The sequence below is a fragment of the Nonomuraea sp. NPDC005692 genome (genome assembly GCF_040631115.1).
In the GTDB taxonomy this organism is placed as follows: Bacteria; Actinomycetota; Actinomycetes; order Streptosporangiales; family Streptosporangiaceae; genus Nonomuraea.
Genome location: NZ_JBEXYU010000021.1, coordinates 37,196 through 57,386 on the forward strand (window position 1 = coordinate 37,196; position 20,191 = coordinate 57,386).

Sequence of the window (20,191 nt, forward strand, 5' to 3'; positions counted from 1 at the left end):
CCAGCCGCTGTCGGGCGTGGCGTAGGCGTGTTCCGGCGGCACCCCGTACGGCGTCGCCTCCATCGGTCCTGCACGTGGCGGTCAGGGCGGCGTCCGAGTTGTCGTACGCGGGACTGCCGAAGGCGGCGCGGCGCCGGTGCTGTCCGCTACGAAGCCGCCATCCCCATCGCTGCCGTCAGCGACTGGCTCGTCATTCTTTGACCGTGGGATACGTGGTGGTAACGCCGCTGTCGGCGTCGTAGGAGTCGGAGAGTTCGATCGTCGATGGGTTCAGGTCGCGGACCGCGTGTCTGCACTCGATCTCGAAGGCGATCTCGGTAGGAGTGCTTCCGACTTCCTTGAGGTAGAGCTCCAGTCGCTGGTTCAACTGATCTGTCTCATCAATGTCGTACAAGGTGACGAGGCCGCCTGCGACGAGGGCGTCGAGCGAATCCGTAACTGGCGTGAATCCGCGGAGCATTTCGCAGTCGATCATCGCCAGGTCCGTGGAGGGCTGCGACGAGTTGAGAAGGCGGGCAGTGATGTACAGGGTCACTCTCTCCCCCTTCTCTGCTGTGTCGTCCGGTCCGGGCAGCTGCCACGGCTTGCCGTCCTGGGCGAGACACTTGGCCTGGACGCTGAATCCCTGAACTGTCTGAGTCATTGACGCCTCGTCACTTCCTGTGGTTGCTGACATTCCCGCGTTCAGTGCTCGGCGTCATGGGCGATCGACAGTCTCGGATCGACCATGCGCTCGTTGCGCGGATGGTGAACGTGGAAGTCCGGCATCGGCACCGCGGGCCCCTGGCCGAACACGCCGGCCATGTAATCCACCAGGTCTTTGCATTTGTCGGGATCGAACACCTCGTGGTCGTTCTCCTCGACGGTGCCCCCGATGACGACGCGGTCATGGCGCGGGAACATGTACCCGCTCTGCCCGTACAGGTATTCCAGGTTCACCTGCGGCCGCAACATCGCGAGCTGTCCTCGGTACGAGATCATGTTGTTGTCGTTCCACAATTCCTTCGCGCCGAGGCCAGTGCAGTTGATGATGACTTTTTGCGTCAGGGACGTGAGCACGTCCGTGCTGTTGATGAATCTCCGGCTCACGAACATGACGCCGCGCGCCCTCAGGTCGCGTTCCAGCCTGGGAATGAGGATCGGCGGTTCGACGAGCAACGTCCGGTACCTGTATCCGGAGGTGGTGTGTCCTTGGAACGGCAGGCGCGGGAGATATTCGCGCGGCGGCAGCAGTCCCGGCACGAGTTCATGCACGACGTCGATGCCCGAGGTGGGGCGGACGCTGTAGTTGTCGACCTCGGACACGCCGAAGCCCTTGCCGATGCTGGCCTTGAACATCGTGTAGGCGGTCGCGAGGATGTACTGGAACTCCTGCACCTTGGCGAAGTCCTTGGAATACTCCAGGATCGACGCGGCCCATTGGCCGCCGGCCTTGTACGACGTGGTCTCGACCGGCTTGCGGTCGGAATAGATCGTGACGTTCAGCCCGAGGTCGAGCAGCAGGGTCGCGGCGGTCATTCCCATGACGCCCGCGCCGATCACCGCGATCTCCCTTTCGATGACCTTGGTGTCGACCTGACGTTTGAGGACCATGTCCCGCACCGCGGCGGCGCAGCCCCAGCTCAGCGTGATGCCTCCACCGCCGTGGCCGTAGTTGTGGATGACGAACTTGTCGCCGAGCTCCTCGCCGCCGAGCCGATAGGAGTTCTTGCGGTAGGGCCTCAGACCCGCGACGCACGCGCCCGGCTGATGGGGGTCGAAGGTGAAGTCCGGAGTGGGCAGGTTGGAAGGTGTGCTCACTCCACGCTCGTCCAGCAGCATGTCGGGCTCCGGTGATCAGATGCTTGGCCATCGGTACGCATACCCGTGCAGGCGTCCGGCCCTTCCCCGGACTCCAACGCTTGACCGGTTTCTGGACGACTGTTTCCAAGGCGGCGACGACGTCCGGCCGTGCCGCACATGGACGTCTTGACCTGCGGAAATACCCGTCCTGAGTAAGGTCAAGGCACGGCTCCCGCGCGTTCGCCCGGCCGGCCGCGCGGGTAGGCGTCCCAAGCGGCCGGACGATCCGCGCCTGTCCCTTCCGACTGATCTGCCGTACGGCGGGCATGCCCAGGAGCGTCATCGTGCCCTTCACCGTTGCCGACTACATACTCAAGCGGCTGAGCCAGCAACAGGTCGACACCCTGTTCGGTGTGCCCGCCGCATATGGTGCCCCGCTGTTCGACGCGGTGGGCGCGCACCACATCACGCCGGTCGTGACGGCCACCGACCTCGAAGCGGGATACGCGGCCGACGGTTACGCGCGTACGAAGGGCCTCGGCGCCGCCGCGGTGGCCAACGGCGTCGGCATGCTCAGCATGATCAACGCCATCGCCGGCGCGTTCGTCGAGCGCAGCCCGGTCGTCGTCGTGAACGGCGGCCCGAGCGCCGCGAACCGGGCCAACCTGAAGAACCTGGACGTCCTGTTCTCGCACTCGACCGGCCAGCCCGACGGAGACCTCAACGCCTACCGGCTGGTCACCGCGAGCGCCGCCCGCGCCGAGCAGGCCGCCGACGTGCCCGCCCTGGTCGACAGCGCGATCTCGACGGCGATCAGGAAGAAACGGCCGGTCTACATCGAGATCGATCGGACCATCTGGACGGCGGCCTGTACGCCCCCGGCCGGCGCGCTGCCCGTCACCAATCCGGCGGCGGGCACGGAGCAGCAGCTCGCCACCACGATCGTGGGCCTCGTGCGCGCCGCCACGAAACCCGTGCTCCTGCTGGGCGTCGAGGTCCAGCGTTACGGACTGGCCGACAAGGTCGCCGCCCTGATCGCCAAGCTCGGTGTCCGCTGGTCGACCCAGGTGCTGGCCAAATCGGTGCTGTCCGAACAGGACGACGGCTGGGTCGGGGTCTTCGCCCCGCCGAGCAGCCAGCCCCCCGAGGTCCGGGACGCGGACCTGATCGTGATGCTCGGCTGCGTCTTCCCCGGCAGCTACGCCACGTTCATCCGGGACAACACCGACCACATCGTCACCGCCTACGACGGCAAGGTGAAGATCAAGAACGGGAGCAAGCAGAACGCGGACATCACCGCCCTGGTGACCGCACTCGTGGCCGAGGCGGCGAAGGAGGCGCCGGTTCCCATCTCCGCGGCCGTCGACCCGGCCCCGCCCGTCGCCACCGGCCCGCTGACCTACGCCCAGGTGTTCGACCGCGTCGGTGTCGCCCTGGAAGCCTCATGGCTGGCGATGCCGGACACGTTCCTCGGCGGCGCCTCGGCGGCGAACCTGCCGGTCAAAGGCCGCGACGGGTTCCTGAGCAGCGCCGTGTGGGCCTCCATCGGCCATTCCGTGGCCGCTGCCGTCGGCGCGTCCTTCGGGTCGAGCAGGCGTCCCCTGGTCATCTGCGGCGACGGCGGCTTCCACATGACCGCCCAGGCACTGTCCACGTTCGTACGCTATGACCGCAACCCCGTCGTCGTGGTCATCGACAACGGCATCTACGGCCTGGAGCAGTACCTCATCGACTCGGACTACTTCACCAACCCCGGCGTGACGCCGAAGCCCTACGTCCTGCTCAACCAATGGGACTTCGTCAAGTTCGCCAACGCTCTGGGCGTGCGGTCCACGTACTCCGTGGACACCGCGGCGGAGCTCGACCAGGCGCTCGCCACCGTGAAGACGTCGCCCAGCGCCCCGGCGCTGATCGTCGCGAAGGTCGACTCGCGCGGCCTGCCTGCAGTGCTGCCCTGAACCACCGTCCGAACCCACCTCCTGACGCAATGAGGGACGCGTCGCCGCAAAGCGCCGCGAGGACGCTCCGGGCGCCCTGCGGCGGCCGCCTCACCCTGGACCGTCTGGCGTGCTGTGAAGGAACCGTTCGGGATCGAGGCGAGGGACGGCCTTGGGATGACCTGGAAGGTCGCCGTCCGAGGTTGATCAGCATTGGGTTAGGTTGGTCGAGATGATGACATATATGGATTTTCCGGCGGAGCTGGTGACCGAGCGGCTGCGGTTGCGGCGGTGGGTGCCGTCGGACGCGGAGGAGTTCCGCGGGTTGTGGTTTGAGCGGGACCCGCGAGTGCCGGCGGCCCGGCGGATCGACGCCGAGGGACGACCGACGGTCGAGGACGTCCGCAGCTGGCTCATTGACAATCCGCTGACGGCGGCTCCTGGGCTCGGGTTGCTGGCCATAGAGCTGCGCGACACCGGTGAGTTCATCGGGTATTGCGGATTGACCGTCGGCCAGGGATCGTTCGACGAACCTGAGATCGCGTACGAGCTGGCACAACGAGCTCACGGCCATGGTTATGCGACAGAAGCCGCCCGAGCGGTCCTGGAAGCCGCGATTCGAACAGGGCGTCGCCGCCTCTGGGCCACTGTGCGGGAGTGGAACACACCCTCGTTCCGCGTCCTTGAGAAACTCGGCTTCCACCGAAGCGACCGCATCGACGAGGACGTCGAACACGGTAACTCGATCTGGATGACGCGCGTACTCGACCCGCGCTAGAGACGCGAGCATCGGCCACCAGATCACGCAGCTCGCACAGGTGGCCACCGCCGAAGTCCTCGACGGGACGCAAAGGGTGGGAGTTCCCGGGTCGGCCACCCGACACATCACGCGTCAGGTGAGGGGCTTAAACTGCACGCCGTGTTCCCTCCAGTGAAGATCATCGCCGATGGATTGGTGATTCGTGAGTTCGGGCCGCAGGATGCCGTGCCTGTGGCGGCCTTCGTGGCCTCCGGGGATCGAACGGCGCTGCCCCCCGGCTCCCCGGAGATGGTCGCCGACGTGCACGGGTGGCTGACCGACACCGTGCACCGGCGACGGCTGGACGGCGAGGGCGTACACCTGGCGATCGTGGAGCAGGCCACCGGCGAGATCGTCGGCAGTATCGGGTTGCGCGACACCGACTGGGAGGTCGGCCGCACCGAGATCGGTTACGGAATTCAGACAGGTCAGCGAGGTCGCGGCTATGCGACCGAGGCCGCGCGCGCGGTCGGACGGTGGGCGCTTGTCAACGGTGGGATACGGCGTGTTCAGTTGCGCTCCCGCATCGACAACGCCGCTTCCCTACGGGTGGCCGAGAAAGCCGGATACCAGCGGGAGGGCACCGTGCGGATCGCTGAGCGGGACGGGGGCGAGGCTTATGACCTGGCAGTCTTCTCGATGATTGCCACATGAGCAGCCGCAGAGGCTGACGAAGCCGCCGCTCGTGATCCGGGCGGAGCTTCATCGACCAGCGCGCGTCCCGTACAAGGCGGGCCGCGGGCTGGGTGGCGGGCGAATCGCTGGTGGTCAACCCGGTGTGGGTGGTCCTTCTCGAGATCGCCGCACCATGGGGCGAGAAGTGAATCCCTAGGCCAGGCAGGTGCTGCTCTGGTTGCCCGGCCTGGCGTCGCGGATGACGACGTGACCGGGTCCGTCTGCTGCGGTGCAGTCCGTGCCGTGGGCGTCGATGGTGCCGAGGTCGGCGGGAAAGGCAGCGCTGGGCGGGAGGTTGCGGGCGTCGATGGTGAAGGTGATGCGAGTCCCGCTTCCGGCCCGCGGGTCGACTCTCTGCACGGGGCTGAGAGGGCGCAGGCCGGCGAGTTCTTGGCGGAAACCTCGGCCGTTGTTCCACATTTCGACCGTTGTCGATGTGCAGAGGGTTGCGATGGCTGCCAAGAGCCACCACTCGGGGCCGAGTAGGGAGTCGAAGTAGCCGAGGGGCGGGGAGGCTGACCACGAGTGCCGCTGGTCGATGGCCACGGTGAAGCAGAGGTCTCCGAGGACAACGATCTCCGAGGTCAGCCAGTGATTTCCGGCGACTCGCGGTGCTGGGTGCAGTGCGTGCCGCGTCACAGCCGACAGCAACAAGGCCGGCAGCCTGGGGTCGTCCAGTTCTACCCCGAAGTACATGCCCGGCCGTTCGAGGACGGCGGCGTCGAACTCGAGCACGGTGATATCGGCCGCGCTGTACCTCCGCGCTTGTGAGGCGCCGGGCTGGTCATCAAAGCTCACGGTTCTCCCTGCGGGCGCGCTGCCAGGCCGTCTCGAAGTCTTCGCTGCTGATCTCCTGGTCCTTCAGTTCTGGGCCGAAGAGGTCCACGACGGGCGGGTTGAACGGCCAGTCTTCTGGATCGTTCTTGAAGACGTCCCGGTAGACGATGGTTCGATCAGCAAGCGCTCCGAAGCCGGGCAGGTGAACGTCTCCAGGACCTCACGAGCCGAACGGGCCGGCGAGGGCCACTGCGATGCCCGCGGTGTGGGTGACCCCGATGGCTTCGGAGCTTCGAGGACGACGGACACGAAACCGGCCGTCACGTAGCGGTTCGATCGACGGCGCCTGGACCGACCACGGGTAACTCGTGCAGCTGCTGAACAGCATCGTGAAATGGCTGGTGAAGGGATAGAGCTGCCGGAGTTTCGGTTCCGCGCCGGCAGCCTCGATCAGAGCCACGATGCCCGGGTAGGCGTTGCCGGGGTGCAGGGCTTCATGCCGCTCGTGATGCCAGCGCCAGACGAGCAGCAACTGCTGCCAGCGCGCCTCGACGGTCTCCGCGGGGCCGAGCCTGCGGGCAGCAGCGAGATCGGGAAGCTCTGGCCTCGGCGGGATCCGAGGTATCCGACCGGAGGTGCCGGAGTTCATCGTCATGGTGTGTCGCCGGCTTTCAGCTGTGGATCGGGAAGGATGCCTGGAACGCCAGTCGTTCGTCGGCTCGCTCGCCGATGTGAGAGAGGATCTCGTCGAGCGCGATGAACTCCTCCCACGTTGCTCGGCCGGTGGCCTCGGACAGGCGGGCCACGATGAGGTCCTCCAGGTCCGGGACGCGTTTGTTCTTCCAGACCTTGTCGGCGAGGCTGACAAGAAGGTCTTCCAGGCCGGCATCCTGCCGCGTCCAGGATGCGTGCGTCGCGGCGAAGCGGGCGTGCTCCGGGTTGACGCCGCGGCCGAGCAGAAGGGCTTGCCCCGCTTCCTCATGCGCCGACCCAGGGCCGGAGAGCTCGCCGAGATGGACGGCCTTTCCTACGTCGTGCGTCGCGGCCCCGAACAGCACCGCCTCACGGTCGAAGATCAAGGAGGGACGGTGCTTCTCCAACCAGGCGACCAGTTGGTACCCGACATCGTGCACGGCCCGCAGGTGGGCCACCAGTCGCAGCGGGCTTCCCACGTCGGACAGCAGCTCCGCGATGTGTTCTGGCAGAGGGATCAGCGGAGGGTCGACTGCGCCACTCGTGGCCCTCGACATGGCGGCGTCCATCGTCACCTCGCCAGGGTACTGATCGCGCCTCCTCCGGGGACGTCGTGAGAGTGGAGGTCCTTGGCCTGGTGGCCAGTAGAGCAGCTGGGGCCCGTGTTGCCATCGGGATCGGGGCCGAATTCCGTCGAGAAAGATCTGGGCGATGGGTGCGGAGCGTTAGCCGCTGGTGTCCGCGTTGGTGTGTCGGCTCGCTGACGACCGGCGTACCGGAAATTCTGCAAAGAAATCCGGGAGGCGGTGTCGGATCGGGGCGGTGGCGTTCGTAGCAGGGGTGAGGCCCCCCGCAGGGGGACGGCGCCAAGGCGAAGGGACCACGACATGAAGCTGACGACCATGACTCAGGTCACCATCGACGGAGTGATGCAGGGAAACGGCGCCGCGTCGGATGACCGCGGGAACGGATTCGAGCGCGGCGGATGGGCCCGGGGGAAGGGTGACGACGAGACCAGGTCGTTCATCACGCAGGCATTTCAGCGCGCCGAGGCGTTCCTGTTCGGCCGGCGCACGTATGAGCTGTTCACCGGCTCCTGGGGGCAATCGACCAGATGCGTGCACATCCCATCGGCGTGGCCTTGAACGAGGCGCCCAAGTACGTTGCCTCGACCACGCTCACCGCCCCGCGTTGGCGGGACACGACCGTTCTCCGCGGTGACCTCGCGGCGGCCATCAGTGAGCTGAAGGCCAGGCCCGGGGGTGAGCTGCAGGTGCACGGCAGTGGCATCCTGATCCAGTGGCTGCTGGAGAACGACCTGGTCGACGAAATGACTCTGATCACCGTCCCGGTGGTCGTCGGCCAGGGCGCGCGGTTGTTCCCCGACGCGGGCCCGGATCTTGCGCTCGACCTGGTCGAATCGCGGGTCGACACCAAGGGTGTGTCGATCCAGGTCTACCGGCCGGCTGGGCGCCCGCGGTATGCGACGGTCTGAAGTCCCTGGCCACCGGACCACGCTGTCTTGACGTCACAGGAGTTGATCTTCAAATGCGGTACCTGGTTTCCGTGATCGATGACAAGAGCGATCCTGGCAGCACGGACAGACGGCCCGCCATCAGCGCGTTCAACGAACGGCTGATCGCCGAGGGCTACTGGGTCTTCTCGGGCGGACTCGCCGACACCGACGCGGCCACGGTCATCGACAACCGGGGCGAGCAGGCGGTGTTCAGCGATGGGCCTTTCGTGGAGTCGAAGGAGTATCTCGCCGGCATCTGGGTGTGGGAGGCCCCCGATCTGGATGTGGCGCTCAAGCTCGCCGCCGAGGCATCGAAGGTCTGCGATCGGAAGATCGAGGTGCGGCCGTTCCTGTGAGCAGCGGTGGCCGGCCGACGGTATACCCCCAACCCCGGCGCCTGGCTGACCACCGCCGCCAACCGCAAGGCCATCGACCGGCTCCGGCTGATCTTCACCTGCTGCCACCCGGCGCCGGCGATGCAGACCCGCGTCGCTGACCCTGCGCGTGGTCGGCGGCCTGACCCTGCCCGAGCTCGCCCGCGCCTACGTGGTGGCCGAGACCGCCATGGAGCGGCGCATCACCCGCGCGGAAGCCTTGTCGCTGCCGGGGATGGTGCCGGCGCTGCCGTGGAACAGGTCGGTGTTGGCGGAGTTCCAGTTCTCCACCACCTGCGGCCCTCGTGGATCTCGCGGCGCAGCTCGCCCTGTAGGTGGGGTGCTCGGGCCGCCGCGGGTGATAACGGTCAGCTGCTTGAAGGACTGCCAGGCATGTTCGGCAAGTAAGGGGAAGGCCCGGAGGTGCCGGGGCATGCTGGAGGCATGAGGGATGATCAGATAGCCGCTGCTGTCCGTGTGCTGATCAATCAGTACGACCCCGAAGGTCTGTTGGGCATGGGGGCTCCCAAGGACGAGTACGGCCCTGAAGTGCATGATCTGACCGCTCTGGTGTGCGGCGAGGAAGAGATCACAGCCGAGGCTGTGGGCGCGGTCTGGAACCGATGGTTCAACGAGGTCTCCGAGTGGAGCACCCGGAAGCCTGAGCAGGTCAATGAGGTTGCGGCCGCACTGGAGAGGCTTCGTGGCCGGCGACAGCGCTCGAACCTGCCCTGATTACCGGGCTCAGGATCGCCGGCTCGGCGAACGGGTCGTCAACTGCCGCTCGGGGTGGGTCCCCTGATGCGCGAACTGGTTGGTCAGGCCGCCGAGGTGTTGGGGTGGCCCTGAGGAGTCTGGGTGCAGAGATCGGCGATAGCGATGATCATGGGCTGTCATCGCAGCTGCCGTCCGCGGTCGGCCGTTGACGCCCGTTCCGTCAGTTGCCTGTGCAGGACACTCACCGTCCGACGTGCGTAGGGTCCCGCATGGCACGGCGGTGTCTACGCCTTTGGTGTCGCAGGGCGCGGTCGTGGTGGAGGTCTCCCAGGGCGGTCAGGACGAAGACCGCGGGGCCGAATCCGCCGTCGGATCGCTGGTGGGTGAGCAGGTAGCCGATCGCGCGGCCGGGACAGGTAGCCGCGCCCAGCTGCGGAGCCGAGGCCGGCCGCGACCGCAAGTTCTGAGCACGGCACTCAGCCGTTACCACGAGCCGAAGCAGGTTCCGTGGCGGCAGTGCGCCTCCACGGAACCTGCTTCGGCTCATGAAGAGCTACAGAAAGGAGCTGACAAGTTCGGCGAGCTCCTCCGGCGTCACGATGCGCACTCCCAGGCTCTCGGCCTTGGCCCGCTTGGAGCCGGCCTTCTCGCCGGCCACCAGCAGCGACGTCTTGGCCGAGACGCTGGAGGACGCCTTGCCGCCGGCGCGCTCGATCAGCTCGTTCATCTCGTTGCGGCTCAACGCCTCCAGCGTGCCGCTCATCGCGCCGGTCACCACGACCGACATCCCGGCCAGCGGCAGCCCGGACCCGCCGCCGGTCTCCGGGGAGCCGGGCTCGGCGGGGGGCGTCCAGCCCGGCTCGGCCATGTTCACGCCCGCCTGGACCAGCTTGTCGATCAGCGGCCCGACCTCGACCAGCTCGGCCACCACGACCGGAGCCTTCTCCGGGCCGATGCCCTCGACCGCCTGGATCGCCGCGGCGTCGGCGGCCCGGATGGCCTCCATCGAACCGAAGTGGCGGGCGATGCGGCGGCTCATCGACCGGCCGGTGCCGCGGACGCCGAGCGCCGCGAACACCCGGCTCAGCGGCCGCCCCTTGACCTGCTCGAAGGCGGCCAGCAGGTTGTCGGTGCTGGTCTCGCCCATGCGGTCCAGGCTGAGCAGCTGCTCGCGGGTGAGGAAGAACAGGTCGGCGAAGTCGGCGATCAGACCGGCGTCCAGCAGCTGCTTGATGCGGTTCTCGGCCAGGCCCTCGATGTCGAGCTGGTCGCGTCCGGCGGCGTAGACGATGGAGGCGATCGCCCGGCAGGCCCGCCCGCGCACGCACCGCCACCGTTCCTGCGAGCTGTCGATGGCGTCGCCGCAGGACGGGCAGACCTGCGGGATCGGGATCGGCCGCTCCTCGCCGGTGCGCAGGTGCACCACCGGCGACTCCACGCGCGGGATCACGTCGCCCGCCTTGTAGACGACCACGCTGTCGCCCAGCATCAGGCCGCGCCGGGTGATGTCGGCGACGTTGTGCAGCGTGGCGTAGGTGACGACGCTGCCGTCGAGCTCGACCGGCTCCAGCACGGCGCGCGGGGCGATGATCCCGGTGCGGCCGGTGTTCCACTCCACGCCGACCAGCTTGGTGATCTTCTCGGTGGCGGGCAGCTTGTAGGCGGTCGCCCAGCGCGGCGCGCGCGAGCTGAACCCGGCCTCGGCCTGGTCGGAGGCCAGGTCACACTTGATCACGATGCCGTCGATGCCGAACGGCAGCCCGGCGCGGGCCGCGGCGATCTCGCCGACGCGTTCCTGCACCCGCTCCAGAGTGTCGGTGACGATCCCGGCGACCGCGGTGGCGGCCGTGGTCTGCACGCCCTGCCCGGCCACCCACTCCATGACCTGGCTGTGCGGCAGCTCGCGCAGCCGTACCGCCAGGTCGGAGTCGTCGCCCGGCGCGGGCAGCGCGCCGTAGCCGAAGAACGTCAGCTCGCACACGTACGGCCGGTCCTGGGCGCGCAGCGTGCCGGCGGCGGCGCTGCGCGGGTTGGCGAACGTGGTGCCGTCGTGCGCCGAGCGCTTGGCGCATGCCTCCTCGAACTGCGACGTCGTCATCATGACCTCGCCGCGCAGCTCCACCGTGACCGGCTCGGCCAGCCGCTCGGGCAGGCCGACGATGGTGCCGATGGCGTGCGAGACGTCCTCGCCCGCGGTGCCGTCGCCCCGGGTGACGAGCTGGGCCAGCCGGCCGCCGCGGTAGCGGGCCGAGATGGCCAGGCCGTCGAGCTTGGGCTCGACGCTCCACGCGGTGACCGGACGGCCGAGCCTGCGCTCGACCGAGGCGGCCCAGTCGGCGAGCTGCTCGGCGCCGAACACGTTGTCCAGGCTGAGCATCGGCACGGTGTGCGGCACGTCCCCCACGACCGCGCCGCCCGCGACCTTGCCCGTCGGCGAGGTCGGCAGCACCTGCTCGGGATGGGCCTCCTCGTACGCCTGGATGCCGCGCACCAGCCGGTCGTAGGCGTCGTCGTCGAGGGTGGAGGTGCCGTCGGCGTAGTAGGCGGCGGCGGAGTCCACGGCGAGCTGCACGGCCTCGGCGTAGGCCGTGTCATCAGCGAGGACGGTAAAAGGGGGCGTCTCGGTCATAGCACTACAATGCCGGTAGCCACCGACAATCCGGACCCCCTGCCACTTCCAGTCGGCGGCGGTCCGACGAGTCACTCGCCGACGATGTCACCGCGATGCTTGCCTGGCTGTCGTCGTGAGGTGAACGCGCTCAGCCGGAAGGTCCCAAGGAGGAACGTGCGCAGGTCCTCGCTGCCTGTAGGCGCCTCGACGAACGCGGTCAGCGCTGCAAGCATCACCTCCGCCTTGGTCGGGAGACCGGTGGCACGGGTTACGTCGTGGACGCCAGGAATGAGCAGGCCACACGCGGCTTCCTCGACCGGATCGGTACGGTTGACAACGTGGTGCTCAGCATCAGCGGGCGCGGCCAGGCTGCCGGGCCGCTCTCCGCGATCACCGCGGACGCGCTGCGCCAGGCCGTTGCAGACAAGCTGATCCCGCACTTCCTGACCGCGAAGGCAGCGGCGACGGCACTGTCGGAGCATGGCTCGATCACTTTCGTCGCCGCTGCCTCGGCCGCGTGGTGGACACCGAGTGGTGTTCGTCATCGGCAACACCTTCACCACGGGCACGGTCCTCATCGACGACGGCGGAGGCAAGCTGAAGGCGTGAGGATGATCCCGGTCACCGGTCCCGGGTGAGCCGGCCAACCGGCTCCCCCGGGCCGGACCCTGCGACGACCTCACCCGCCAAGTAGCTTTGCGGTAGGTCGCGGTAGCGGTTCATGATTGGTACGAGTCGGGCCTACCGCCCGTCGTGCCGGCTCGAAGTCCGACCGTTTTCCCCGGAAGCGCGTCCGAGTCCGACCGGACACAGCAAGCGGCATGAACGGGAAGCCATGGCAGTGGAGTTCGCGATCGGTGAGTACATCCTGGTGCAGGACGGGAGGACCTTCGAAATCTTCCATTGCCTGACTGAGTCCAGGCGATACCATGTGGCGTTCCTCGGCGTGGACGCGAAGCCACACGGTGACGGCTTCAAGGTCACGATCGGTACCCGGTACAAGGACCGGATCGTCAACGGGGTGCCGCTGAAGATGGATCAGCAACAGTTCGCGCGTTTCCAGGACTTCATGGCCGCGGCCATCGCAGCGCGCGACGGCACGAACGCCCCATAGCCGGCTACCGGGGCGTCTGGCGCTGCCGGGCTCGCCCAGCTGCGGAGCTGATCGACCCCGGATTGTCGGTCAAGAGGACGAACTCCCGATACGCGCGGACGAGTTACAAGGTTCTCCTGCCCGTACTCGTGATCAGTGCGTCGAGAGCGGCTCGGCCCTCTTCGGCGCGATGCGGGATCAGCAGGAGGGTATGGGCTCGTTCCAGCCGAGCGTCGATGCCCTCCCACTGGGCGACCGAGGCCGCCAGCGCGTCCGGGTCCGCGTGGAGCCTGCCGCCGGCGCGAGCCAGGCATGCCGAGGCCCAGTGGTTCTCGCCGGCTGTCAGCAGCGCGACCGCGAGCCGGTCCGGGGCGTCGGGCAGCCCGGCGACGACCGCGAGCTCGGCTCCCGCCGCCTGCGCGTACGCCGCGTAACGTCCCATCGAGAACGTGCCGAACGCCCGCTCCACCAGGGCGGCGGCGTCGCTCAGGTCCCCGGATTGCAGCGCGGCCCGGGCATCGACGAACGCGCCGAAGGAAGTCAGCCCGGCCTGCGCGTGGTCGACCACCACGCCGGCCCTGTGACGCCAGAGCCGGAAACGGCCCTGGTCGTCGAGAAGTCCATGGGCGAGCGCCATGGCCGACACGGAAGGCAGCAGCCATCCGGCCGGCGGCCGGCCGGCTCGTTCCCAGCCCTCCCACATCCGTTCGCCGTAGCGCAGGGCCGCGCCGAGATCTCCGGTGAGGACGAGCGCGGGGATCAGTCTGCTGGCCGAGATGTAGGGGTGGTCCCCGACGAGGTCGTCGGCCATCATGAGCCGACCGGCGCTGATCGCCGCGGGCAGATCTCCCGCGACGATCGCGTCGGTGCAGGCCACGTGCAGGGTGTCCACGATCTCGATGGCCGAACGCGGGTCGTCGCGGTCCATCTCCGACAGCAGTGCCAGCCGCTCCTCGGCGTACCGCCGGGCTTCGCGATGCCGGCCGGCCCGTACGGCGGCGGTCGTCACCGCGTCGAGCCCCGCGCTGATGAGCACGGCGTCGCCCGTCGTCCGCGCGACGGCGAGCGCGCGGGCGGCCAGGACCGGGTCCGGGTCGAAGGCGCCCGGCCGCTCGGTCCAGGCCGCCGCCGCGGCGAGGGCCGCCGCCACGGTCGGGTCGCCGGGGTCTCCGGCCTCGACCGCCTCGGTGAGATGACGGCGAAGCCGCTCGCCGGGAATGCCCTCGGGGAAGGAGGCGAGAAACCTCGCCGCTGTCTCCACCGCACGGGCCAGCGCGACCGCGCGGCCGTTCTCGTCGCCCGCGGCGTGGGCCTGCGCCGCCGAGGCGAGCAGCAGGTCGAACGCGTATTGCCCGGAGATGTTGTCCAGGGAGCAGTCGGCCGCGTGCCGCAGGTCTTCGGCCGCTTCGGCGGGACCGGGCGCTCGTTCGGCTGCCTGCCGGTAGTGGCCTTGGGCCTCGGCCAGGAATCGGCGGGCGAAGGCGAGGTGACCCAGCGAGCGGGCCAGCCGGTGCGCCGCACCACCCGGTCCGGGCGGTGCGGCGGCCAGCGCCGCACGCAGATCGTCTGAGACCTCGTCGAACTCCCGCCGCCAGACCTCGGCGCCGTCCTTCTGGCTGTCTTCGAACGGCGCCGCCGCCCCGGCGCCGTTCTGTCCGGCGGCGATCAGCCGCTCCCGCACCGCCGTCGCGGTACCGGCGGCCCACAGCAGATGGAGTTCCCGAGCCGCGTCGTACTCGCCGGAGTCTCGTAACAGGTCCTCGACGAAGGCTCTGACGGTCTGCAGGAGCCGCCATCGGCTCGCCGTTCCCGGGGCGCGTACGACGAGACTCTTGTCGACGAGCCGCCCCAGCACATGGCTCACGGCGCCGGATGGGCGGCCGGCGGCGAGCGCCGTCACGGCGGCCAGGTCGAACCCGCCGCAGAACACCGACAGTCGTCGGAACAGCGCCTGCTCCTCCTCGTCGAGCAGGTCGTGACTCCATTCGAGCACCGCGCGCAGGGACCGGTGCCGCCGGTCGGCTGCCCGTCCTCCGGTGAGCAGCCTCAGCGCGTCGTCGAGCGCGACGAACAGCCCGGCAAGCCCCAAAGAGGCGCTGCGGGCCGCGGCGAGCTCGATGGCCAGAGGAATCCCGTCGAGCCGGGCGCAGATCTCCGTCAGCTGGGCCAGGTCGGCGTCGAACTCCGGATCGGCCGCGGTGGCCCGGTCGAGGAAGAGCGCCTCCGCGTCGGAGGCCAGAGGCAGCGGGCCGATCGGCACGGTTCGTTCGCCGGGCACGCCGAGGCGCTCGCGGCTCGTCACGAGGATCCGGGTGCCCGGACAGGCTGCCAGCATTCGCTCCGCGAAGCCGGCGGCGGTGTCCAGCACATGCTCGCAGTTGTCGAGGACGAGCAGCGCCCGATCGCGGCGAAGCCGTTCGACGACGGCATCCTCCAACGGCTGCTGGGCGCGCTCACCGACCCCGAGCACCTTGGCCGTCGCCTGCGCGACGAACCCGTCCCGTACGGGAACCAGATCCACGAACGCCCCGCCGGCCGGGTACGTGGAGCAGATCTCTGCCGCGAGGCGGCTCTTGCCCGCGCCGCCGGGACCCAGCAGGGTGACCAGCCGGGAGGCGCCGAATGCCGCCAGGACCGCCTCGTGTTCCCGTTCGCGCCCGACGAACGAGGTCATCGGGGTGGGAACCCCGAGGTGCGGCCCATCCGGGATGTCGCGGTCCACACCGGCCTGCACCGCCTGCTGCGCCAGCTCCTGCCGGTCGGCCACGCCGTACTTTCGCAGCAGCGAGGCGACGTGGCTTTCGACCGTGCGGACGGAGATGTGCAACCTGTTCGCGATCTGCGCGTTCGACAGCCGCGCCGCCACCGCCGCCAGCACCTCGGCCTCGCGCTGGGACACCTTTGCGATCATCCGGACATCATCACGTACGTGCGGACGTCACGGAGGTCTCAGTAGCGAATCGGTGGAGACCACGGATGTGGAACGGCCGCCACGTGCAGCATTCTGATCATGCAACCGACGAACACCGACACGAGGGAAACGCCATGGACAAGGTCATCTCGCAGGACGGCACCGCGATCGCCTACGACCGGATCGGGCAGGGCCCGGCGGTGATCCTCATCGGCGCCGGCCCCAACGACCGATCCGCGACCGCGCCCCTGGCCGAGCTGCTGGCCAAGGACCTGACCGTCTACAACTACGACCGGCGCGGCCGTGGCGACAGCGGTGACACCGCCCCCTACGCGGTGGACCGCGAGTTCGAGGACATCGAGGCCGTCATCGCCGCGGCGGGCGGGTCGGCGCACCTGTACGGCACCTCCGGCGGTGGCATCATCGCCCTGGAGGCCGCCGCCCGCGGGCTCGCCGTCGACAGGCTGGCGGTGTGGGAGGTTCCCTACATCCTGCCCGGCACCCGTACGCCGGTGCCGGCCGACTACCGCGAGCAGCTCGTGGCGCTGCTGGCCGAGGGCCGCCGGGGCGACATGTGCGAGCTGTTCCTCACCGCCGCGGTCGGCATCCCGGCCGAGTTCGTGGCCCCGATGCGCGACTTCCCGGGCTGGCCGGCGATGGAGGCCGTGGCCCACACGCTCATCTACGACGCCACCATCACCGGCGACTTCTCCCTGCCCGCCGATCGGCTGACCGGCGTCACGGCGCCCACTTTGGTGATCGACGGCGAGACCATCCCGTGGATCAGCAGCACGGCGCAGGCCGTGGCCGACCTGCTGCCGGACGTCCGCCGGGCCACCCTCACCGGTCAGCCGCACAACGTGGCCCCCGAGGCCATCGCCCCCGCGCTCGCCGCGTTCTTCACCGACGCCACAGCATGAGCACCATCGTCTCGCAGCTGTTCGTGTCGCTGGACGGTGTCGTGGAAACCCCCGAGCAGTGGCACTTCCCTTACTACGACGAGGAGATGGCCAACTCGCCGCCCTCAGGCAGGGGACGGACCGGCACGTCACCATCAGCGGCAGCTTGACGGGCGGGCGCGGCAGGTCGGCGGATCGATTGTGGGCGCGTGGGACGTTCAGCGGGCGAGGGTGAGTTCGGCCAGTTCCCGGAAGTCGCGGCGGCGGCCGTCGAGGTCCGCCTCGGCGAACGCGGTCTCGCCGAGGCGCTCGCGCGCCTGCCCGGCGATGCGGGCGGCGTCCGGCAGCGAGCGGTCCGGCGTGCCGCGCACGGCCTCGCTGGCCGCGATCAGCCGCGCGGCCTGCTCGTCCTGGCCTTCGCGCAACGCGACGTCGGCGATCCCGACCAGCGCCTCGGCGATGGTCGGCGGGAACATGTTCTGCACGGCCGCGTCGAACGCCTTGCGCCGGTACGCGCGCGCCTGCTCGACGTCGTCGGCGAGGTAGCCGTACAGGTCCATGATCGTGGAACGGACCGAGGCGACCATCTCCTCGTCCGCCAGCACCGCCCGAACGGTGGCCAGGTGCTCGCGCACCTGGTCCGCCTCGCCGCGCCAGCGCGCCAGCTTCGCCTGCCCGAGCGCCAGCTCGGCGAGGGAGTCCGGCCAGACGATGCCGTCGGCGTGCCGCTGGGCCTCGGCCATGGCCGAGGCACTGGCCCGCTCGTCGCCGAGCAGCCAGTGGAGCTGGGCCTGGCGGGCCCACACGCCCACGACGTCCTCGGTCGCGCCCACCTCGGTCAGCGCCACGGCGCCCTCTTCGTAGTACTCGCAGGCACGGGCGAACTCGCCGCGCATGGCGAGCCGATCGGCCAGGAAGGTCAGCGACAGGGAGATGCCCATGCGGTCGCCCAGCGCGCGGAACTCGGCGAGCGCGGTCTCGGCGTCGAGGTCGACGTCGGTCTCGTCGGCGCCGAGCGTGAGCCGGAACCGGCCGCGGGCCAGCCTGCCCTGCGCCCGCACCCAGGGATCGGCGCCGGCGATCAGCGGCTCGAACGCCGGCAGGAACGCCCCCGGGCCCTGCAGCGTGCGCTCCAGCAGCGCGGCGAACCCGAGCAGCGGCTTCCGCGACCCGCTGCTCAGGGCCAGCCGGTGGGCCTCCTGGATCCACTCCCGCGCCTGGAACTGGTCGCCGCCCACGCCGGACGTCACGAACATGGTCACCATGAGGTACGCCATCGCCCGCACCTCGTCGGGCACCTCACCCTTCAGCCCGGACGCGGCGATGCTCAGCTCGGCGCCCTCGGCCCGGTGGCCGCTGAGGAACCAGTAGTAGCCGGCGCCCCCGACCAGCCGCATCGCCTCGTACGCCCACCCCTCGGCGATCGCCCCGCGCAGGGCCGTGATGATGTTGTCGTGCTCGGCGTCGAGCACGGCCAGCCACTCCAGCTGCTCGGCCCGGCGCAGGTGCGGGTCGGCGGTCTCGGCCAGCTCGGTGAAGTGGGCCAGGTGCGCCCGCCGCGCCGCCTCGGACTCCCCGGCCTCCTCCAGCCGCTGGGCCGCGTACTCCTTGATGGTGTTGAGCATCCGGTAGCGCGGGGCGCCGTCGTCGTCGGCCAGCAGCAGCGACTTCTCGGTCAGCGCGGTCAGCACGTCGAAGACCAGCTCACCGTCCGCCTCGTCGCCGCACACGCGTTCGGCCGCCTCCAGGCTCGCACCGCCGGAGAACACCGAGAACCGGCGCAGCACGCCGCGCTCGGCCTCGCTCAGCAGGTCCCAGCTCCAGTCGACGACCGCGCGCAACGTCCGGTGCCGGGCGAGCGCCGTACGGCTGCCGCTGTTCAGCAGGCGGAACCGGTCGTCGAGACGGCGGGCGAGCTGGTCGACCGACATGGTGCGCAGCCTGGCCGCGGCCAGTTCGATCGCCAGCGGGTTGCCGTCGAGCGCCCGGCAGATCCGCGTCATGGCCGCGAGGGTGGCGGCGTCGGAGCCGATGTCCTTGCGCACCAGGTCCGCGCGGTCGCGCAGCAGCCGCACCGCGGGCGAGGACCCGCTCTCGGCGGGCGAGGAGCCATCGGCGGGCAGCGTGAGCGGCTCGACCTGCCACAACACCTCACCGGTGATGCCGAGCGGCTCGCGGCTCGTGGCCAGGACGCGCAGGCCGCGGCACTCGCCCAGCAGCCGGTCCGCGAACGCCGCGGCGGCCTCGATGACGTGCTCGCAGTTGTCCAGGATGAGCAGGATCGAGCGGTCCCGGATGGCGGTGATGAGCCGGTCCATCGGGTCGCCGCCGCGCCCGCCGCCGAGCATGCCCTGGTCACGCAGGCCGATCGTGGTCAGGGCGGCCTGCGCCAGCTCGCCGCCGGCCCGGACCGGGGCCAGCTCGACCAGCCAGGCGCCGTCGGGCAGCTCGGGGAGCATCGTACGGGCGGTCTCGGTGGCCAGCCGCGTCTTGCCGGAGCCGCCCGCCCCCGTCAGGGTGACCAGGCGGTATCTGGCGGCCAGATCGGCGACCGCGGAGACGTCGTCGTGCCGGCCGACGAAGCTCGTCAGCTCGGCGCGCAGGTTGGTCCTGCGGTTGTCCGTCCGCTCCCCCACCTCGCCGCGGAGCAGCGCGGTGTGCAGCTCCGACAGCTCGGCCGACGGGTCGGCGCCCAGCTCGTCGGCCAGCCGCTCGCGGGTGCGCTGGTAGAGGGTCAGCGCCTCGTTGCCGCGGCCCGCCTCGGCCAGCGCCCGCATCAGCGCCGCCACGAACCCCTCGCGCAGCGGGTACGCGGCCACCAGCCCGGTCAGCTCGTTGACCAGCTCCGCGCCCCGGCCGAGCCGCAGGTCGGCGTCGATGCGGTCGCCGAGCGCGGCGACGTGGAGGTCGTCGAGCCTGGTGACCACGGCGTCGAACGTGTCGCTGTCCTGCATCACGATGTCGGCCATGGGGGCGCCGCGCCACAGCTCCAGGGCACTGCGCAGCAGGTCGGCGCGGGCGGCGGGCACGGCGGCGCGGGCCTGGGCGATCAGCTGCTCGAAGCGGCACACGTCCACCGCCTCGCGCGGCACGGCCAGCCGGTAGCCGCCGGAATCGGCCTCGATCACGCCGTCCGGCAGCACCCTGCGCAGCCTGGACACCAGCGCCTGCAGGGCGTTGACCTCGTCGGCGGGCGGCCGCTCCCCCCAGATCCAGTCGATCAGCCGCGCGCGCGTGACCATCCGGCCCGCCTCCAGGGCGAGGGCGGCGAGCAGCGCACGCAGCCGGACCCCGGGAACCTCGACCACGGCCCCTTGGGCGTTCCGGACCTCGAAGGGCCCCAGCAATCCGACTCGCACACCGCAATTGTGCCGGAACCAGGACAACACCTGACCCATCCCCGCCCG

21 protein-coding genes are annotated in these 20,191 nt (G+C 69.8%); 11 read left to right on the forward strand and 10 right to left on the reverse strand.

The annotated features are described in order from the left end of the window. Window positions 1-190 precede the first annotated feature (190 nt). Window positions 191-643, reverse strand: coding sequence for a hypothetical protein (locus ABZ459_RS33545; protein WP_357979008.1), 453 nt, complete (start codon window positions 641-643; stop codon window positions 191-193). 41 nt (window positions 644-684) lie between these two features. Further along, a complete protein-coding gene (locus ABZ459_RS33550) occupies window positions 685-1,821 on the reverse strand; it encodes an FAD-dependent oxidoreductase (RefSeq protein ID WP_357979011.1) in 1,137 nt (378 codons plus the stop codon). A gap of 305 nt (window positions 1,822-2,126) precedes the next feature. Here ABZ459_RS33550 and ABZ459_RS33555 point away from each other — a divergent pair, with 305 nt between their 5' ends. The 3 genes from ABZ459_RS33555 (at window position 2,127) to ABZ459_RS33565 (ending at window position 5,172) form a co-directional block, all read left to right on the forward strand. Then, window positions 2,127-3,740, forward strand: coding sequence for a thiamine pyrophosphate-dependent enzyme (locus ABZ459_RS33555; RefSeq protein WP_357979013.1), 1,614 nt, complete (start codon window positions 2,127-2,129; stop codon window positions 3,738-3,740). Between the two features lie 223 nt (window positions 3,741-3,963). After that, entirely contained in the window at window positions 3,964-4,497 is a 534-nt protein-coding gene (locus ABZ459_RS33560) for a GNAT family N-acetyltransferase (RefSeq protein WP_357979015.1), read from the forward strand. A gap of 153 nt (window positions 4,498-4,650) precedes the next feature. After that, entirely contained in the window at window positions 4,651-5,172 is a 522-nt protein-coding gene (locus ABZ459_RS33565; protein WP_357979017.1) for a GNAT family N-acetyltransferase, read from the forward strand. Window positions 5,173-5,346: 174 nt separating this feature from the next. Here the strand turns inward: ABZ459_RS33565 and ABZ459_RS33570 are convergent, their stop codons facing one another. From ABZ459_RS33570 to ABZ459_RS33580, 3 genes are all read right to left on the reverse strand, one after another. Next, the gene (locus ABZ459_RS33570) at window positions 5,347-5,991 is read right to left on the reverse strand and encodes a hypothetical protein (protein WP_357979019.1); all 645 of its coding nucleotides are present in this window, start codon (window positions 5,989-5,991) and stop codon (window positions 5,347-5,349) included. Window positions 5,992-6,190: 199 nt separating this feature from the next. Further along, window positions 6,191-6,625, reverse strand: a complete 435-nt coding sequence (locus ABZ459_RS33575) for a DUF6193 family natural product biosynthesis protein (protein WP_357979021.1) — start codon at window positions 6,623-6,625, stop codon at window positions 6,191-6,193. A 16-nt stretch (window positions 6,626-6,641) separates the two neighbouring features. Then, window positions 6,642-7,232, reverse strand: a complete 591-nt coding sequence (locus tag ABZ459_RS33580; protein ID WP_357979286.1) for a phosphohydrolase — start codon at window positions 7,230-7,232, stop codon at window positions 6,642-6,644. 318 nt (window positions 7,233-7,550) lie between these two features. On the opposite strand from ABZ459_RS33580, the gene ABZ459_RS33585 reads away from it, so the two are divergent. The 3 genes from ABZ459_RS33585 to ABZ459_RS33595 are packed head-to-tail and all read left to right on the forward strand — an operon-like array spanning window position 7,551 to window position 8,535. Continuing rightward, window positions 7,551-7,808, forward strand: a complete 258-nt coding sequence (locus ABZ459_RS33585) for a hypothetical protein (protein ID WP_357979024.1) — start codon at window positions 7,551-7,553, stop codon at window positions 7,806-7,808. Continuing rightward, entirely contained in the window at window positions 7,799-8,158 is a 360-nt protein-coding gene (locus ABZ459_RS33590) for a dihydrofolate reductase family protein (RefSeq protein WP_357979026.1), read from the forward strand. Before ABZ459_RS33585 ends, ABZ459_RS33590 begins: the two co-directional genes overlap by 10 nt. Window positions 8,159-8,211: 53 nt before the next feature. Beyond that, on the forward strand, window positions 8,212-8,535 hold the full coding sequence (locus ABZ459_RS33595) for a YciI family protein (protein WP_357979028.1): 324 nt from the start codon (window positions 8,212-8,214) through the stop codon (window positions 8,533-8,535). 186 nt (window positions 8,536-8,721) lie between these two features. On the opposite strand, the gene ABZ459_RS33600 is transcribed toward ABZ459_RS33595, so the two are convergent. Further along, window positions 8,722-8,847, reverse strand: coding sequence for a hypothetical protein (locus tag ABZ459_RS33600; protein ID WP_357979030.1), 126 nt, complete (start codon window positions 8,845-8,847; stop codon window positions 8,722-8,724). Between the two features lie 150 nt (window positions 8,848-8,997). Here ABZ459_RS33600 and ABZ459_RS33605 point away from each other — a divergent pair, with 150 nt between their 5' ends. After that, window positions 8,998-9,288, forward strand: coding sequence for a hypothetical protein (locus ABZ459_RS33605; protein ID WP_357979032.1), 291 nt, complete (start codon window positions 8,998-9,000; stop codon window positions 9,286-9,288). A gap of 535 nt (window positions 9,289-9,823) precedes the next feature. On the opposite strand, the gene ligA is transcribed toward ABZ459_RS33605, so the two are convergent. After that, window positions 9,824-11,899 (reverse strand): NAD-dependent DNA ligase LigA, encoded by a 2,076-nt coding sequence (gene ligA / locus ABZ459_RS33610; protein ID WP_357979033.1) that lies wholly within the window; start codon window positions 11,897-11,899, stop codon window positions 9,824-9,826. Between the two features lie 71 nt (window positions 11,900-11,970). Then, a complete protein-coding gene (locus ABZ459_RS33615; RefSeq protein WP_357979035.1) occupies window positions 11,971-12,114 on the reverse strand; it encodes a hypothetical protein in 144 nt (47 codons plus the stop codon). Window positions 12,115-12,156: 42 nt separating this feature from the next. On the opposite strand from ABZ459_RS33615, the gene ABZ459_RS33620 reads away from it, so the two are divergent. Next, entirely contained in the window at window positions 12,157-12,519 is a 363-nt protein-coding gene (locus tag ABZ459_RS33620) for a hypothetical protein (protein ID WP_357979037.1), read from the forward strand. Window positions 12,520-12,716: 197 nt separating this feature from the next. Beyond that, window positions 12,717-12,995: a hypothetical protein gene (locus tag ABZ459_RS33625; RefSeq protein ID WP_357979039.1), complete on the forward strand. Its 279-nt coding sequence runs from the start codon at window positions 12,717-12,719 to the stop codon at window positions 12,993-12,995. A gap of 103 nt (window positions 12,996-13,098) precedes the next feature. Here ABZ459_RS33625 and ABZ459_RS33630 read toward each other — a convergent pair whose 3' ends face one another. Next, complete coding sequence (locus ABZ459_RS33630) at window positions 13,099-15,885, reverse strand: LuxR C-terminal-related transcriptional regulator (RefSeq protein ID WP_357979041.1); 2,787 nt, start codon at window positions 15,883-15,885, stop codon at window positions 13,099-13,101. 134 nt (window positions 15,886-16,019) lie between these two features. On the opposite strand from ABZ459_RS33630, the gene ABZ459_RS33635 reads away from it, so the two are divergent. Then, window positions 16,020-16,805 (forward strand): alpha/beta hydrolase, encoded by a 786-nt coding sequence (locus ABZ459_RS33635; RefSeq protein WP_357979043.1) that lies wholly within the window; start codon window positions 16,020-16,022, stop codon window positions 16,803-16,805. Further along, the gene (locus ABZ459_RS33640) at window positions 16,802-16,954 is read left to right on the forward strand and encodes a hypothetical protein (protein WP_357979045.1); all 153 of its coding nucleotides are present in this window, start codon (window positions 16,802-16,804) and stop codon (window positions 16,952-16,954) included. Before ABZ459_RS33635 ends, ABZ459_RS33640 begins: the two co-directional genes overlap by 4 nt. A gap of 48 nt (window positions 16,955-17,002) precedes the next feature. On the opposite strand, the gene ABZ459_RS33645 is transcribed toward ABZ459_RS33640, so the two are convergent. After that, on the reverse strand, window positions 17,003-20,143 hold the full coding sequence (locus ABZ459_RS33645; RefSeq protein WP_357979047.1) for a BTAD domain-containing putative transcriptional regulator: 3,141 nt from the start codon (window positions 20,141-20,143) through the stop codon (window positions 17,003-17,005). Between the last annotated feature and the right edge of the window lie 48 nt (window positions 20,144-20,191).